Genomic DNA, 16,146 nt, shown 5'->3' with positions numbered 1-16,146 from the left:
GTTCCATTGCCCTGTTAAAAGCGAGTTACATTATCCTACACACTTTTTTAACAAAAACTGAGACTAGTACGACTTTTTGCGGCTCCAGGTTACTTCCCGTAGGATTCTTGCTTTAATAGCGGGATTAATTTCCATATTCAAACAGGGATTGATCATGCAAAAACTTATTAACTCAGTGCAAAACTATGCCTGGGGAAGCAAAACGGCACTGACTGAACTTTATGGCATGGAAAATCCATCCAACCAGCCGATGGCTGAATTGTGGATGGGAGCACATCCGAAGAGCAGTTCACGTGTGCACAATGCCGCCGGAGATATCGTTTCACTGCGTGATGTGATTGAGGGTGATAAATCAACTCTGCTGGGAGATGCCGTTGCCAGGCGCTTTGGCGAACTGCCTTTCCTGTTCAAAGTGTTATGCGCAGCCCAGCCGCTCTCCATTCAGGTTCATCCAAATAAACGCAATTCTGAAATCGGTTTTGCCAAAGAAAATGCCGCCGGCATTCCAATGGATGCCGCCGAGCGTAACTATAAAGATCCTAACCACAAGCCAGAGCTGGTTTTTGCCCTGACCCCTTTCCTCGCGATGAACGCGTTTCGTGAGTTTTCCGAGATTGTTTCCCTGCTCCAGCCCGTCGCGGGCGCGCATCCGGCGATTGCTCATTTTTTACAGCAGCCCAATGCCGAACGTTTAAGCGAACTGTTCGCCAGCCTGTTGAATATGCAGGGTGAAGAGAAATCCCGCGCGCTGGCGATTTTGAAATCGGCGCTCGACAGCCAACAGGGTGAGCCGTGGCAAACGATTCGTTTAATTGCTGAATTTTACCCGGATGACAGCGGCCTGTTCTCCCCACTGTTACTGAATGTGGTAAAACTGAACCCTGGTGAAGCGATGTTCCTGTTCGCAGAAACACCACACGCCTACCTGCAAGGCGTGGCGCTGGAAGTGATGGCGAACTCCGATAACGTGCTGCGTGCGGGTCTGACGCCAAAATATATTGATATTCCGGAGCTGGTTGCCAACGTTAAGTTTGAAGCCAAACCGGCCAGCCAGTTGCTGACCCAGCCGGTGAAACAAGGTGCAGAGCTGGACTTCCCGATTCCGGTTGATGATTTTGCTTTCTCGCTGCATGACCTTAGCGATGAAGAAACTACCATCAGCCAGCAAAGTGCCGCCATTTTGTTCTGCGTTGAAGGCGAAGCAACACTGGGTAAAGGTTCTCAACAGTTAGCGCTTAAACCGGGTGAGTCCGCATTTATTGCCGCCAATGAGTCGCCGGTGACGGTGAAAGGCCACGGATGTTTAGCGCGTGTTTACAACAAGTTGTAAGAGCTTACTGAAATAATTAACATCTCTTGCTAAGCTTATTAAAGGCTTATAACACTTCAGGCGGCCAGTCCGCCTGATTTCATTTATGGATAATCATTATGAATAAATCGCTGGTAGCGGTAGGCGTCATTGTTGCGCTCGGCGTAGTCTGGACAGGCGGCGCATGGTACACAGGCAAGAAGATTGAAACCCATCTCGAAGACATGGTCGCACAGGCGAACGCGCAACTCAAACTGACAGCTCCTGAATCCAACCTGGAAGTGAGTTATCAAAACTATCATCGCGGCGTGTTCAGCAGCCAGTTGCAATTAGTGGTGAAGCCCATCGCCGGGAAAGAAAATCCGTGGATTAAAAGTGGCCAGAGCGTCATCTTCAATGAATCTGTTGACCACGGTCCCTTCCCTCTGGCCCAGCTTAAAAAACTGAATTTGATCCCGTCGATGGCGTCGATTCAAACCACGCTGGTCAATAACGCTGTGAGCAAGCCACTGTTTGATATGGCAAAAGGAGATACACCTTTTGAGATTAACTCTCGCATCGGTTACAGCGGCGATTCCAGTTCAGATATCTCGCTCAAGCCACTGAATTACGAGCAAAAAGATGAAAAAGTCGCCTTTAGCGGCGGTGAGTTCCAGTTAAATGCTGACCGAGACGGTAAAGCCATCTTCCTTTCCGGGGAGGCGCAAAGCGGTCGGGTCGATGCAGTTAACGAATACAACCAGAAAGTGCAGTTGACCTTTAATAATCTGAAAACCGATGGTTCCAGCACGCTGGCAAGTTTCGGTGAGCGCGTGGGTAACCAAAAACTGTCGCTGGAAAAAATGACCATTTCAGTGGAAGGCAAAGAACTGGCTCTGTTGGAAGGCATGGAGATCAGTGGTAAATCAGACCTGGTTAATGACGGTAAAACGATCAATAGCCAACTGGATTACTCGCTAAACAGCCTGAAGGTACAGAATCAGGATCTGGGCAGCGGCAAGCTGACTTTAAAAGTCGGTCAGATTGACGGTGAAGCCTGGCATCAGTTTAGCCAGCAATATAACGCGCAAACACAGGCGTTACTGGCACAGCCAGAGATTGCCAACAATGCCGAACTTTATCAGGAGAAAGTGACGGAAGCCTTCTTTAGCGCCCTGCCGCTGATGTTAAAAGGCGATCCGGTAATTACGATTGCGCCGTTAAGCTGGAAAAACAGTCAGGGTGAAAGCGCGCTGAATTTGTCGCTGTTCCTGAAAGATCCGGCAGCGACTAAAGAAGCGCCGCAAACACTGGCGCAGGAAGTTGATCGCTCGGTTAAATCTCTGGATGCAAAACTGACCATTCCGGTCGATATGGCAACCGAACTGATGACTCAGGTGGCGAAGCTGGAAGGCTATCAGGAAGATCAAGCTAAAAAGCTGGCGAAACAGCAAGTTGAAGGTGCATCAGCAATGGGCCAGATGTTCCGTCTGACCACCTTGCAGGACAATGCCATCACCACCAGCCTGCAATATGCTAACGGTCAGATCACGTTGAATGGTCAGAAAATGTCGCTGGAAGATTTTGTCGGTATGTTTGCGATGCCAGCACTTACCGTTCCGGCTGTACCGGCCATCCCGCAACAGTAATTCACAGCCAAAACGCCGGAGAGTTTTCTCTCCGGCGTTTTTTCACTTCAACATAAAGTCATACTGAATACTCATTTTCACATCCCAGTAATTCAGGCGATTGCCCAGCGTACTACCATCGCGCTTTTCCCGTCCTTTATCGGCTGCAAGAAAGAAATTCATCCCTTGTAGCGGCCCTTCGCTGACCCGATAGTTCATACCGCCTAAGATACCTGCGCCTTCAATCCGCACATCTCGTTTACTGGATTCATAGCCGCGAGTCACAATCGGTGCCAATGTCAGCGTAAATTGCGGGGTTAAACGATAATTGACACCCAATTGCCAGGACTGCATACCTTCCCGGTTACGATCAAGACTTAACGAGAAAGGATAACCAATATCGGTGTCCACCACGGCTCCGTTCATCGCATGACGCAGATAACCACCGCTACCAAACACGCTTCCCCACGGCGCGCTCCACGTCAGTTGGCCGCTAACCAGCGCCGTTTCATTGGGCTGGTTGGTGTTACGACTTAAGCCTTCCAGTTGCGCATAAAAGCCGAGCAACTCCCCTTTCAGCGCATAATCCCGGGCGAGCGAAATGCTTTTCTCAAAAATAGTTTGTAGCTGATTAGAAACATCTTTCTGTGCCGATGCCCCCAAAGAATAACGGCTGGTATCATCATGCCAACTGGCAGCTAAAAAAGAACGAGCGCGATGTTTATCGTATTTTCCGGTCTGGCTGTTATAAACACCTTCATCACGGATACCGGTTGTTGAATCAGTCCATAAAAATACCCGGGAGCGCCACATTCCCCACAGTTCAATATTGGGCGTTAAAGCCCAATAACCTAATGCTCCTTCAGAAACGGTCGGTAATGTACGTTGCGAACTGCCAGCAATTAACGGAATACGATAAGGTAAACTACCATAACTATAATCTGTCCCGAAACGACCTAATTTAAGTAAACTCTTTTCACTCGGTTTTATTTTTACCGCACCCAATGCATAGCCAAAACTTTTATCGCCATCAAGATACCATCGGGTACTCATATCAGCACGAGCACCTAATTTATAAACATAATAGGCTCCACCTTCGACGCCAATAATATTAGCGTAATAACCGCTATTAAAATCGAGCAATCCTCCTTGCACCCATGCGTAAATATCTCTTCCCGCGCCAGCACTGGGCTTTGTCAGCCCGGCGCAATTCATTTTTCAGTCTGATTCGTAGTCCCGCTTCATCGTCAGCCAGTTGTGCAGCGTAAGCGGAGGTAAGGCCAGAGGCAGCCGTCAGGGAAATAACGGCCATGGCCACTATTTTTCTCATAGTTGCACCTTTGATGTTCTGATTATTTTTATAAGATATTAATTAATGATATCGCTGATTAATTGCTGCTGCATTTTTTTACGATTATCAATTTCGACCACAATTTCTTTGAATTTTTTATCAGTCAGCGGATAAAACCAAATTATAACGAATGCCAGTAGCATAAATCCGCAAGGGACTAAGGCAATTGATGTGCGGATCCCCATAATAACTTCCGGCGGTTGTGCCTGATTCGCAATATATCCGCTTAATCCCAAAATAAAGGCGGGAATTGAACCCCCTATTGCCTGTCCACATTTTCGGGTAAATGAGAATAATGAATAGGTAAGCCCTTCAATGCGTACACCGGTCAGGTATTCACCATATTCTACAGTATCGGCCTCCAGCGCCCACATCACCGTCATGGTAACGCCCTGACCAACTGAAGCGATGGCTAACGCGATCAGTGCCACCGGCAGCGACCAGACTGAAACCCAGAAGAACAGCAAATAACCACAAGTTCCCAGCAGAGCGCCAATCAGGAAGGTATTCTTTTTACCGATTCTGGCAACCATTCCCGGCACCAGCGGTGCCGATGCCACTGTGCCGACCAGGTTTTGCACCAACACCAGCACAGTAAACAACCCGGCATCATTCAGTACATAGCGCACGTAGAACAACGACGAAGCACTGACCGCGAAGGTCGAGATCAGCACGCATAGCGCGCCAATGCACAACATAAACAGCGGGCGATTCCGTTTCAGCGTTTGCAGGCTGATCTTCAATGACGGCTGCGCCACGATACGCACTACATTCTCGCGCGTCGATTTAAAGCAAATGAAGTAAAGCACCATCCCGGCAATCGCCAGGGTAATCGTCCAGAAATGGTATACCGACACCATCTCCTCCGGGCTGGAGTGCTTAATGCTCGGGCCAATCAGAAAAGCCAGGCAGACAAAGGTCAGCGAAGCGGCAATCCCGCGAGCCGCGCCCAGACGGGCGCGGGATTGTGGTTGTTGGGTCATGGCAGTTGCCAGTGAGCCATAAGGTATATTGACCAGGCTGTAACAAAGCCCCAGCCCCATATAAGTCAAATATGCATACACCACTTTGCTGCTATGACTCCAGTCGGTCGGCACCCAGAAAACCAGCACGCTGAAGATCATTAACGGTGCAGTGCCGAACAGCAAGAAGGGGCGGAATTTGCCCCAACGGGTATTTACGCTGTCTACCACCCGTCCGGCAAAGACGTCAGCAAAAGCATCGAATACCCGCACCAGTAATAGCATGGTGCCCGCCGCAGCGGCACCGACGCCAGCGACGTCGGTGTAGTAACTCAACAGGAAGAGCGCCCCCATGGCGAAGGCGAAGTTATTGGCAACGTCACCGAGGCTGTAGCCGACGATGGTGCGCCATGAGAGTTGTTGATTCATTTTTTGCCTCCCTGCTGCGGTTTTTCACCGAAATTCATGCCAGTCCAGCGTTTTTGCAGCGAGAAAGCCGCCGATTTTGGTTTGCGGTCACGAGTGAAAATCCCTTTCTTGTTACCGCCAACGCGCAGAATGCCCTGCGAAGTCGCAAAATCAGCGAAGTTCCATACCTGTTCACCAACGACAGCACTAACGCGGTCAAAGACGCGGTGATACATATCCAGCCACGCGCACTGATACTCTTCACTCCACATATCGGTGTACATCGAGTGCAGACCGGCTAACGTATCCACCCCGTATTCGGTGATGATAATCGGCTGATGCAGTTTCTCCTGCCACGCAAGCAGTTCTTTTTCCAGTACCTTTTCTGCCGTCTCCAGATCGCCGCTTTGGACATACCAGCCGTAATAACGGTTCAGACACAGCACATCAAAGAGATCGCTGATGGTATCGGTGTGAGCGTCGCAGAACATCACATTGACGCAGGTGATCGGTCGTGTCGGGTCGAGTTTACGCGTTGCTTCTGCCAGTGGCGCGAAATATTCCCGGGCACCTTGCGGGCGGGTATCTGGTTCATTGGCAATGCTCCACATCACCACGCTTGGGTGGTTTTTGTCACGCGCAATCAGTTCTTTAATCGCCTGTAAGTGCGCCTGCTGGGTTTCCCCATTGACCGCCTCTTCGCTGTACAGTTCTTTCGGTTTGTTGCCCGCTTCGAAACCAATTCCTAAAGAAAGGTTAAAGCCGACGGCGGCAGTTTCATCAATCACCACAATGCCATGTTCGTCAGCCCAGTCGAGCATCTCTTCAGCGTAAGGGTAATGCGAGGTGCGGTAAGAGTTGGCACCAATCCAGTCCATCAATGCGTGATCGTGCACCATCAGCACGTTATCGAATCCCTTGCCACGCAAATCCGCATCTTCATGACGACCAAAGCCAGTGAAGTAGAACGGTTTGTGGTTGATCAGGAACTGTTCACCCTTTACTGCCACCGAGCGGATACCGACGCGCAGTGGATAGATGTCGCACTCTGTCTGGCTTTTTGCGGTGACGCACAGTTCATAGAGATACCCATCACCGGGTTGCCAGAGATTCGGGTTCACCACTTGCAAGGTTCCGCTGTGACCTTGTCCGGCTGCGACAACCTGCTGATCAGCATCACGCAGTTCGACGCTGATATCACCATTGGCCACCACCTGCCAGTCAATGGAAGCGTGGTTGCAGTCTTGCGCTACATGCGTCACCACGGTGATATCGTCCCCCCAGGTGTTCGGCGTGGTATAGAGCATTACGCTGCGGTGGATCCCGGCGTAGTTAAAGAAATCATGGAAATAAGACTGCTTTTTCTTGCCGTTTTCGTCGGTAATCACCATTCCCGGCGGGATAGTCTGCCAGTTCAGCTCATTGTTCACACAAACGGTGATACGCACACTTTTTCCGGCAATCACATATGGAGTAACATCGGCTTCAAACGGCGTATAGCCGCCCTGATGCTCCATCACTTCCTGATTATTAACCCACACTTTGCCGTAATGAGTGACCGCATCGAAACGCAGCACGATACGCTGGCCCGCCCAACCTTTGGGTATAAAGACTTCGCGCTGATACCAGACATTGCCCACATAATTACGAATATCCGCATCAGCAAACTGATCGTTAAAACTGCCTGGTACGGCAATCGCCCGACTCTCTTGCAACGTGCTTTCCCACCAACGCTGATCATTTCCACAGTTTTCGCGATCCAGGCTGAATGCCCACAGACCGTCGAGTTTTTTGATTTCACGGGTTGGGGTTTCTACAGGACGTAACATAAGGGACTCCTCATTAAGATAAAAATACTGGTCAACCTTTAATTTGATTAGTTAACCAATTAAGCAATGCAAACAGTTATCTGTGAGAAACCCACGGAAGAGAAATGGAAATAAAAAGAACTGACACCGCGATCAAAAAACCAAAAACTGCAATACCCAGAGCGTGACATGGATCGCATTAATCTCTAAAACAACGTTGACAGAAGCTACAAAATAAGCAACCGAACGTTCGTTCGAGTGATTTAAAAAGCTAAATATCCGTGACATATGGTTGTGGTGTATGTGTTAACGGGATTTTGCGATCAGGCGAGAACGTTTTGGTATGGTGCTGTTAAGGACATTAAATGCGGGCGCAGTGGTCACCGGCCCGCGGCAAGAAGATATCAGGATGCGGTTAAAATACCGCCAATCATCGCACGTAATCCCTGGGCAAATGACGCGTCACCCGCCAGGTCTTCGGCTTCGATGTCGGCCAGTACGCCATAGGTCAGATCCAGCAATAAACGAGAGGTCATCGCCGTGTTAATGTCAGGACTTATCTCACCTTTTTGCTGGGCATCGCGCATACGCTGGGCGATGTATTCGGTGATTGTCAGATGCTTATTCCTGAGCATAGCGGCAACCTGCGGATTGCGCATTCCTTCCGCCATAATCTCTACCACCAGCGCCCGCTGGGCAAAGGCTTCATGCGTCAGGGAGACTATCGACTCGACCATATATTCTACAAAATGAATCCCTTCGATAGGGTCCCGGAAGCGGGCCAGCGCCCTCTCCTGATCCTGGAGGATAATTGCCTGAATCAAGGCTTCTTTAGAAATGAAATGGTGGTAAAGCGTCCCGGGACTTATACCGCAGGATTTACAGATGGCTTTCATCGAGGCACTGTGAAATCCATTTTCTGAAAAAATCTCTCTGGCAGCATTGAGGATCCGGGTCCGTGTCGGTTGTGCTTCAGTCTGCATGTTATCCATCGTTAAACCAATATAGTTAGCATGAATAACTAGTTTACCGCGTTGTCAGGTGAGCGCCTATCATTGCTGTTGAATAGTGCGAAGGCACACCCGATTCGTTTACTATTTACACGATAATTGGTCAACCAATGAACATAACCTGGTTACCAGTTTTCTGGCGTTTTTTCACTGCTGAACTCGCTGTACCGGTAAACAACACTCACTCAGTTGTTTACCGGCCTGCTAGCGATTAATTAAGCTCCTGTACCCCACCGCCGGATACGGTGAGTATTTGCCCGCTTATCCAACTGGCAGCAGGTGAACACAGAAACAGCGCCGCATTAGCAATATCTTGCGGTTGACCCAGACGTCTGATTGGCGTGTGCTGCAACATTTTTTGTTCAATTTCTGGCGTAATAACGGATTTTAGAGCATCAGTTAATATTGCCCCCGGCGCAATGCCATTCACCCGAATATTTTTTTCACCCAGATCAAATGCCATATTTCTCACCAGATGACTGGCCGCAGCTTTAGATGACGCATAGGAAGTCATGTTTTTATTTTTATTTTCTGCAGCCATAGAAGTGATAGTCAGAATAACGCCTCCGCCATTTTTTTCCATTTCTGGCGCAATGAGTTGTGACAGATGGAAAAAAGAAAACACATTCAGTTCATAAGCGCGGCGGAAATCCGCCATTGGCATATCAAACGGTTTAGGACCACCGCCACCCGCGTTGTTAACCAGAATATCCACTTTGCCCAACTTACTGATGGCAAAGTCTGCCAGAGCAGATAATTCCTGTTCGGAAGTAATATCACAACGCCAGGCAAATGCCTGTCCACCAAGCTGTTGAATCTCATCAACAACATGATTTGCTGCATCGGCATTAATATCACTGACCACCACAGATGCACCTGCTGTCGCGAATGTAATGGCAATTTCTTTACCAATACCAGCACCCGCACCGGTGATGATGGCGCATTTTCCGTCGAGTCTCAGGTTGTCAGAATTAAACACATAAACCTCCTGTGAACTTCAGTAAATAAATTAAAAGGCACCGCCTGTGTGCCACATTTTTTATCATTAACCTCGGGGAAAAGACACTACCAGGTATAGCAGATAAAGAGAGATTATTTCGCCGTAATGAGCCGCGCGGGGATAATCAGATTTCGAGAGTGATTCTCTTCGTGACTGATTTTTTGCATCATGCGATCGGCAAGCGTAAAGCCCAGTTCCCGCGCAGGTGTGCAGGCCCAGACAATCGGAAAATCATCAAGAGCAGTTTGCGTTACATCAGTAAATGCCGCTAATGAAACCTGTTGCTCAAAATAACGATCGACCCCGCTTTCGCCGCTTTGCCGCCCTGCTTTCAGTAAACCAAACCACGCGCCCATCGCAATGGTTTCGTTGTAGCACACCACCGCGCTGATGGTCGGGTTATGGCGCAAAAGCGCCGTTATAGCTTCCGCAGCCAGCTTCTGGCTGGAAGAACATTCCAGTACCCAATCGCTGTGAAACGGCAGACCAAATTTTAATAGTGTTGCGCAATATCCACCCACTCGTTCCGCGCGGGTTAAAGAGGAACTTTGCCCTCCCAGCCAGGCGATACGCTGATGCCCATTGCGAATAAGGTGTTCCGTCAATAACTGCGCTGCCTGCATGTTATCCGGGCGAACAGTATCCACATCTTCAAGATAGCTGGCACGAGATGCAAAAATCACCGGGATGTCTTTTTCTTCTGCCATGCGCCGCAGGTCATCACTGCTTCCTGCCGCACCGGCAATCACCACACCATCGACACCCTGATTCAGTAGCAGTGAAAATCGCTGGGCCAGTTGCTCGCCATCTTTACCGCCGTGGAGCAAAAAAACCATCCGCCCCTGTGCTTCCAGTACCTCTGTCAGCCCGGCCGTTAATTCAGCGTAAAACGGCGAAGATAAGTCGCGCACAATTAAGCCAATTACGCCACTCTGCCCGCCGCGCAGCGCAGATGCCTGGCGATTTCGCACAAAGCCTAACTCTTCAATGGCCGCGTTAACCCGTTCTCCCGTGGCGGCAGATATTCGCCCTTTGCCACTAAGCACCAGCGAAACGGTACTGACTGACACGCCCGCAGCCAGCGCAACATCATGAATGGTGATTTTTTTGGCGGTAGCCATGCAGATGACCTACTCCCTGATTATGTGACAGATAAAACGTTTTACCTTTAATTTATCTTATACCCGCTATTATCGTTGCGTAATGTGATTTATGCCTCACTAAAATTTGATAAAACGTTTTATCTTCTCGCGCAATTTATTGAATCCAGACTGTTCTCAACAAGGAGTCGTTTTATGACGGCGAAAGCAGCACCGAAAGTCACGCTGTGGGAATTCTTCCAGCAGTTAGGCAAAACCTTTATGTTACCCGTGGCGTTATTGTCGTTCTGCGGCATTATGCTCGGAATTGGCAGTTCCCTTAGCAGCCACGATGTCATCACCCTAATCCCGGCATTGGGTAACCCCGTGTTGCAGGCCATCTTTACCTGGATGAGTAAGGTTGGCTCGTTTGCTTTTAGCTTTCTGCCAGTGATGTTCTGTATTGCGATCCCACTCGGGCTGGCGCGTGAAAACAAAGGTGTTGCAGCATTCGCGGGTTTTGTCGGTTACGCGGTCATGAACCTTGCGGTTAACTTCTGGTTGACCAATAAAGGCATTCTACCAACCACCGATGCAGCCGTTCTGAAAGCCAATAATATCCAGAGTATTCTTGGGATCCAGTCGATCGACACCGGGATCCTCGGTGCAGTGATCGCCGGTATCATTGTCTGGATGCTGCATGAGCGTTTCCATAATATCCGCCTGCCAGATGCGCTGGCGTTCTTCGGCGGCACCCGCTTCGTGCCCATTATCTCCTCACTGGTGATGGGACTTGTCGGTCTGGTAATTCCGTTAGTCTGGCCGATATTTGCTATGGGCATTAGTGGATTAGGTCATATGATCAATAGCGCAGGCGATTTCGGACCGATGCTGTTTGGTACTGGCGAACGTCTGCTGTTGCCGTTTGGTCTGCATCACATTCTGGTGGCATTAATTCGCTTTACTGATGCGGGCGGCACGCAGGAAGTCTGCGGTCAAACCGTAAGCGGCGCGCTGACTATCTTCCAGGCGCAATTAAGCTGCCCGACCACACACGGTTTCTCTGAAAGCGCTACGCGTTTCCTCTCCCAGGGAAAAATGCCTGCCTTCCTCGGCGGCCTGCCTGGTGCGGCATTAGCCATGTATCACTGCGCACGCCCGGAAAATCGCCATAAAATTAAAGGGCTGCTGATTTCTGGCCTGATCGCCTGTGTCGTTGGCGGCACCACAGAACCGCTGGAGTTCCTGTTCCTGTTCGTTGCGCCAGTCCTGTATGTCATCCACGCACTGTTAACCGGCCTCGGCTTCACTGTCATGTCCGTTCTCGGTGTCACCATCGGTAATACCGACGGTAATATCATCGACTTTGTGGTATTCGGTATTTTGCATGGTCTGTCGACTAAGTGGTACATGGTGCCAGTGGTGGCGGCAATTTGGTTTGTTGTTTACTACGTCATCTTCCGTTTCGCTATCACCCGCTTCAATCTGAAAACACCGGGGCGCGACAGTGAAATCGCCAGCTCAATCGAAAAAGCCGTTGTCGGTACGCCGGGTAAATCAGGTTACAACGTTCCGGCAATCCTCGAAGCCCTGGGTGGTGCCGACAATATTGTCAGCCTTGATAACTGTATTACTCGCCTGCGTTTGTCTGTGAAAGATATGTCGCTTGTGAATGTGCAGGCGCTGAAGGACAATCGGGCAATTGGCGTAGTTCAATTGAATCAACATAACCTGCAGGTTGTTATTGGGCCGCAAGTTCAATCGGTAAAAGATGAAATGGCCGGTTTGATGCGCACTGTTCAGGCATAAGGATAAAATATGTTCGATTTTTCAAAGGTCGTGGATCGTCATGGAACATGGTGTACACAATGGGACTATGTCGCTGACCGTTTCGGCTCTGCGGATCTGCTGCCGTTCACGATTTCAGACATGGATTTTGCCACCGCACCCTGCATTATCGAGGCGCTGAATCAGCGCCTGATGCACGGTGTGTTTGGCTACAGCCGCTGGAAAAACGATGAGTTTCTCGCGGCAATTGCCCACTGGTTTTCCACCCAACATAACACCGCCATTGATACGCAGTCGGTGGTTTATGGCCCTTCTGTTATCTATATGGTGTCGGAATTGATTCGCCAGTGGTCTGCCGTCGGTGAAGGCGTGATGATCCATACCCCCGCTTACGACGCATTTTACAAAGCCATTGAAGGTAATCAGCGCACCGTGATGCCCGTTGCTTTAGAGAAGCGGGAGGACGGTTGGTTTTGCAATATGGCAAAACTGGAAGCTGTACTGGCGAAACCAGAATGTAAAATTATGCTCCTGTGTAGCCCGCAGAACCCCACGGGTAAAGTCTGGACTTGCGATGAACTGGAGATAATGGCAGACCTTTGCGAACGCTATGGTGTACGCGTTATCTCCGATGAAATCCATATGGATATGGTATGGGATGAGCAACCACATATTCCCTGGAGCAACGTGGCGCGCGGAGACTGGGCGCTGCTGACCTCTGGTTCGAAAAGTTTCAATATTCCTGCCCTGACCGGAGCTTACGGTATCATTGAAAACAGCGAGAGCCGCGAGACGTATTTATCAGCACTGAAAGGTCGTGATGGGCTTTCCTCCCCTTCTGTACTGGCATTAACAGCACATATCGCCGCCTATCAGCAAGGCGCAGCGTGGCTGGATGCCTTACGTGTCTATCTGAAAGACAATCTGAGGTATATCGCCAATACAATGAACGCCGCGTTCCCGGAACTCAACTGGCAGCCCCCACAATCCACTTATCTCGCCTGGCTTGATTTACGGCCTCTGAACATTGATGACAATGCACTGAAAAAAGTCCTGATTGAGCAAGAAAAAGTGGCGATCATGCCGGGATATACCTACGGCGAAGAAGGCCGTGGCTTTGTTCGTCTCAATGCCGGATGCCCTCGTTCGAAACTGGAAAAAGGTGTCGCCGGATTAATTAACGCCATCCGCACTGTACGTTGATTGCGATTGCGCAACGCAAATAATCGTTGCGCAATCGTAGATTTTTACCCTGCTTTGTTTTTATAATGGTGCGCACTTTTATATCCAGAAAAAGAGTGCGACCATGATTGATACCACCCTGCCATTAACTGATATCCATCGCCACCTTGATGGCAACATTCGTCCCCAGACCATCCTTGAACTTGGCCGCCAGTATAATATTTCACTTCCTGCACAATCGCTGGAAACGCTGATCCCCCACGTTCAGGTCATCGCCAACGAACCCGATCTGGTCAGCTTCCTGAGCAAACTTGACTGGGGCGTTAAAGTTCTCGCTTCTCTTGATGCCTGCCGTCGCGTGGCATTTGAAAATATTGAAGATGCCGCTCGAAACGGCCTGCACTATGTCGAACTACGTTTTTCGCCAGGCTACATGGCGATGACGCATCAGTTGCCTGTTGCGGGCGTGGTCGAAGCCGTCATTGATGGCGTGCGTGAAGGTTGCCGCACTTTTGGTGTGCAGGCGAATCTTATCGGCATTATGAGTCGAACCTTTGGCGAAGCCGCCTGCCAGCAAGAACTGGAGGCATTTTTAGCCCACCGTGACCAGATTACCGCGCTGGATTTAGCCGGTGATGAACTTGGTTTCCCGGGGAGTCTGTTCCTTTCTCACTTCAATCGCGCACGTGATGCGGGTTGGCATATTACTGTTCATGCAGGTGAAGCTGCTGGCTCGGAAAGCATCTGGCAGGCTATTCGTGAACTGGGGGCGGAACGTATTGGACATGGCGTAAAAGCCATTGAAGATCGGGCGCTGATGGATTTTCTTGCCGAACAGCAAATTGGTATTGAATCCTGTCTGACCTCAAATATTCAGACCAGTACCGTAGCCTCTCTGGTGGCACATCCACTGAAAACATTCCTTGAGCATGGTATTTGCGCCAGCATTAACACTGATGATCCGGGGGTTCAGGGCGTAGATATCATTCACGAATATACCGTCGCCGCACCCGCTGCGGGTTTATCTCGCGAGCAAATTCACCAGGCGCAGATTAACGGTCTGGAAATGGCGTTTTTGAGCGCCGATGAGAAACGTGCTCTGAGAGAAAAAGTGACTGCGAAGTAAGAACATGCCTGATAAGGCGCGTAAGCGTCGTATCAGGCATTTGAATTCATCGCCGGATGCAGTGTAGTCGCTTTATCCGGCTCCAAAAATCGATTATCACGCCAGGCACAGCGTCGCGCGATGTTTGGCGGATTCGATACCAAGTTCAATGAGTTCCATCACCTGAATCGCCTGACTTGCCGGCACCGGATTTTCTCCGTCACCATTCAACGCATCACGAATAGCAGCGTAGTAAGCCGGATAATTTCCCGGCACCGTCAGCAGTGTTTCTTCGACGCGTTCCTCACCTTCAACACGGGTAAGTACGCCGTCACGCATATCATAGCCCCAATCTTCCTGCGGCAAACGTTCGCCATTTTTCAGCCGCTCTTCCTGTGGATCGAGTCCATACTTAACGTAGCTGCCGCGAGAACCATGAACGATATAGCGTGCCGACTCTGCTGCCGCCAACATAGTGCCGTGTAAAATGACCCGCCGCTGTGGGTAGGACAAAATGGCGTGGAAATAATCTGTCGACTGCGCTCCCGGGCGTAACTGTGCTAAATCTACGGTCATGCTGACGGGTAAGCCAAACAGCGTAATAGCCTGATCGAGCAAATGCGGCGCTAAATCGTACCAGATACCGCTACCGGGGCCGCCCTGTTCACGCCAGCGATCGCGCACCTGTGGACGGAAGCGGTCGAAATGAGACTCAAAGTAAGCCACTTCCCCCAGCAAGCCTTCCGCGAGCAAACCTTTTAGCGTCAGGAAATCGCTATCCCAGCGACGGTTATGAAACACTGACAACACGCGCCCAAGACTCTTTGCCAGAGCATCCAGCTCCCGTGCTTGTGACAGTGTCACGGTGAAAGGCTTATCAACAACCACATGTTTACCCGCTTCCAGTGCCGCTTTTGCTAACGGAAAATGGGTATCGTTGGGCGTAGGAATGACAATCAGGTCAATATTAGGATCATTAAAGAGATGCTTCGGTTCAGAGACAACCGTAACTGTTGGCCAATCAGCCTTCACTTTTGTTTCGTCACTGCTGGAGATCACCGCCAGCTCCAGCCCGGGCGTGCCCGCAATCAGGGGAGCATGGAAGGTTTTGCTCGCATAACCGTACCCAATCAACCCAACACGGATGTTGTCGCTCATGTCATTGCCTCTCATTGAAGTATGATGCTATTTGACACTATCCTTTACCCTCTCTCAACAGTTTAATAACCTGCCTGCAATACGGGGGGTTATTTAACTTAAGTCAAAAAAAGAGCGAATTTTCTGAAGGCAAAAGATAAATATCGCAAAAACATCAGTAAAAATCTTGCTGGAGCAATTATTGCTAAGTAACATTTACGGCCTTAGTTAATGGATCAATCAACATAGATGTGGGCAGTAATGAATCGTCTTATTGAATTAACAGGTTGGATCGTTCTTATCGTTTCAGTCATTCTTCTTGGCGTGGCGAGTCACATTGACAACTACCAGCCGCCTGAACAGAGTACCCCGGTACAACACAAGTAATCTCTGCGTTTGC

General features: G+C 49.8%; 12 protein-coding genes and 1 pseudogene. 6 read left to right on the top strand and 7 right to left on the bottom strand.

The features are described from left to right. Positions 1 to 154 precede the first annotated feature (154 nt). Positions 155 to 1,330 (top strand): mannose-6-phosphate isomerase, encoded by a 1,176-nt coding sequence (gene manA, locus C1192_RS04195; RefSeq protein WP_038354325.1) that lies wholly within the window; start codon positions 155 to 157, stop codon positions 1,328 to 1,330. 98 nt (positions 1,331 to 1,428) lie between these two features. After that, entirely contained in the window at positions 1,429 to 2,937 is a 1,509-nt protein-coding gene (locus C1192_RS04190) for a YdgA family protein (protein WP_038354324.1), read from the top strand. 42 nt (positions 2,938 to 2,979) lie between these two features. Here C1192_RS04190 and uidC read toward each other — a convergent pair. The 6 genes and pseudogenes from uidC to malI all read right to left on the bottom strand — a co-directional run bounded on the left by uidC (position 2,980) and on the right by malI (position 10,576). Beyond that, positions 2,980 to 4,246, bottom strand: a pseudogene (gene uidC / locus C1192_RS04185) (glucuronide uptake porin UidC). A 38-nt stretch (positions 4,247 to 4,284) separates the two neighbouring features. Next, positions 4,285 to 5,658, bottom strand: coding sequence for a glucuronide transporter (gene uidB, locus C1192_RS04180; protein WP_038354321.1), 1,374 nt, complete (start codon positions 5,656 to 5,658; stop codon positions 4,285 to 4,287). Beyond that, positions 5,655 to 7,466, bottom strand: coding sequence for a beta-glucuronidase (uidA, locus tag C1192_RS04175; protein WP_038354320.1), 1,812 nt, complete (start codon positions 7,464 to 7,466; stop codon positions 5,655 to 5,657). Before uidA ends, uidB begins: the two co-directional genes overlap by 4 nt. Positions 7,467 to 7,849: 383 nt before the next feature. Beyond that, entirely contained in the window at positions 7,850 to 8,437 is a 588-nt protein-coding gene (uidR, locus tag C1192_RS04170; RefSeq protein ID WP_000369704.1) for a DNA-binding transcriptional regulator UidR, read from the bottom strand. Between the two features lie 229 nt (positions 8,438 to 8,666). Beyond that, complete coding sequence (gene hdhA / locus C1192_RS04165; RefSeq protein WP_000483368.1) at positions 8,667 to 9,434, bottom strand: 7-alpha-hydroxysteroid dehydrogenase; 768 nt, start codon at positions 9,432 to 9,434, stop codon at positions 8,667 to 8,669. 113 nt (positions 9,435 to 9,547) lie between these two features. Continuing rightward, positions 9,548 to 10,576 carry a mal regulon transcriptional regulator MalI gene (malI, locus tag C1192_RS04160; RefSeq protein ID WP_038354319.1) on the bottom strand — a complete coding sequence of 343 codons (1,029 nt, stop codon included), beginning with the start codon at positions 10,574 to 10,576 and terminating at the stop codon, positions 9,548 to 9,550. Positions 10,577 to 10,750: 174 nt separating this feature from the next. Here malI and malX point away from each other — a divergent pair, with 174 nt between their 5' ends. The 3 genes from malX (at position 10,751) to add (ending at position 14,630) form a co-directional block, all read left to right on the top strand. Continuing rightward, positions 10,751 to 12,343: a PTS maltose transporter subunit IICB gene (gene malX, locus C1192_RS04155; RefSeq protein WP_001516340.1), complete on the top strand. Its 1,593-nt coding sequence runs from the start codon at positions 10,751 to 10,753 to the stop codon at positions 12,341 to 12,343. A gap of 9 nt (positions 12,344 to 12,352) precedes the next feature. Further along, positions 12,353 to 13,525, top strand: a complete 1,173-nt coding sequence (locus tag C1192_RS04150) for a MalY/PatB family protein (RefSeq protein ID WP_038354318.1) — start codon at positions 12,353 to 12,355, stop codon at positions 13,523 to 13,525. 103 nt (positions 13,526 to 13,628) lie between these two features. Next, a complete protein-coding gene (gene add / locus C1192_RS04145; RefSeq protein ID WP_038354317.1) occupies positions 13,629 to 14,630 on the top strand; it encodes an adenosine deaminase in 1,002 nt (333 codons plus the stop codon). Between the two features lie 96 nt (positions 14,631 to 14,726). On the opposite strand, the gene C1192_RS04140 is transcribed toward add, so the two are convergent. Next, on the bottom strand, positions 14,727 to 15,767 hold the full coding sequence (locus tag C1192_RS04140; RefSeq protein ID WP_001282501.1) for an oxidoreductase: 1,041 nt from the start codon (positions 15,765 to 15,767) through the stop codon (positions 14,727 to 14,729). A 240-nt stretch (positions 15,768 to 16,007) separates the two neighbouring features. On the opposite strand from C1192_RS04140, the gene blr reads away from it, so the two are divergent. Continuing rightward, positions 16,008 to 16,133, top strand: coding sequence for a division septum protein Blr (gene blr / locus C1192_RS04135; RefSeq protein WP_032141301.1), 126 nt, complete (start codon positions 16,008 to 16,010; stop codon positions 16,131 to 16,133). Positions 16,134 to 16,146 lie beyond the last annotated feature (13 nt).

It is taken from the genome of Escherichia marmotae, assembly GCF_002900365.1.
GTDB lineage: Bacteria > Pseudomonadota > Gammaproteobacteria > Enterobacterales > Enterobacteriaceae > Escherichia > Escherichia marmotae.
The sequence above is the reverse complement of the archived record's forward strand: the minus strand, read 5'-3'. Positions and strand labels throughout refer to the sequence as shown.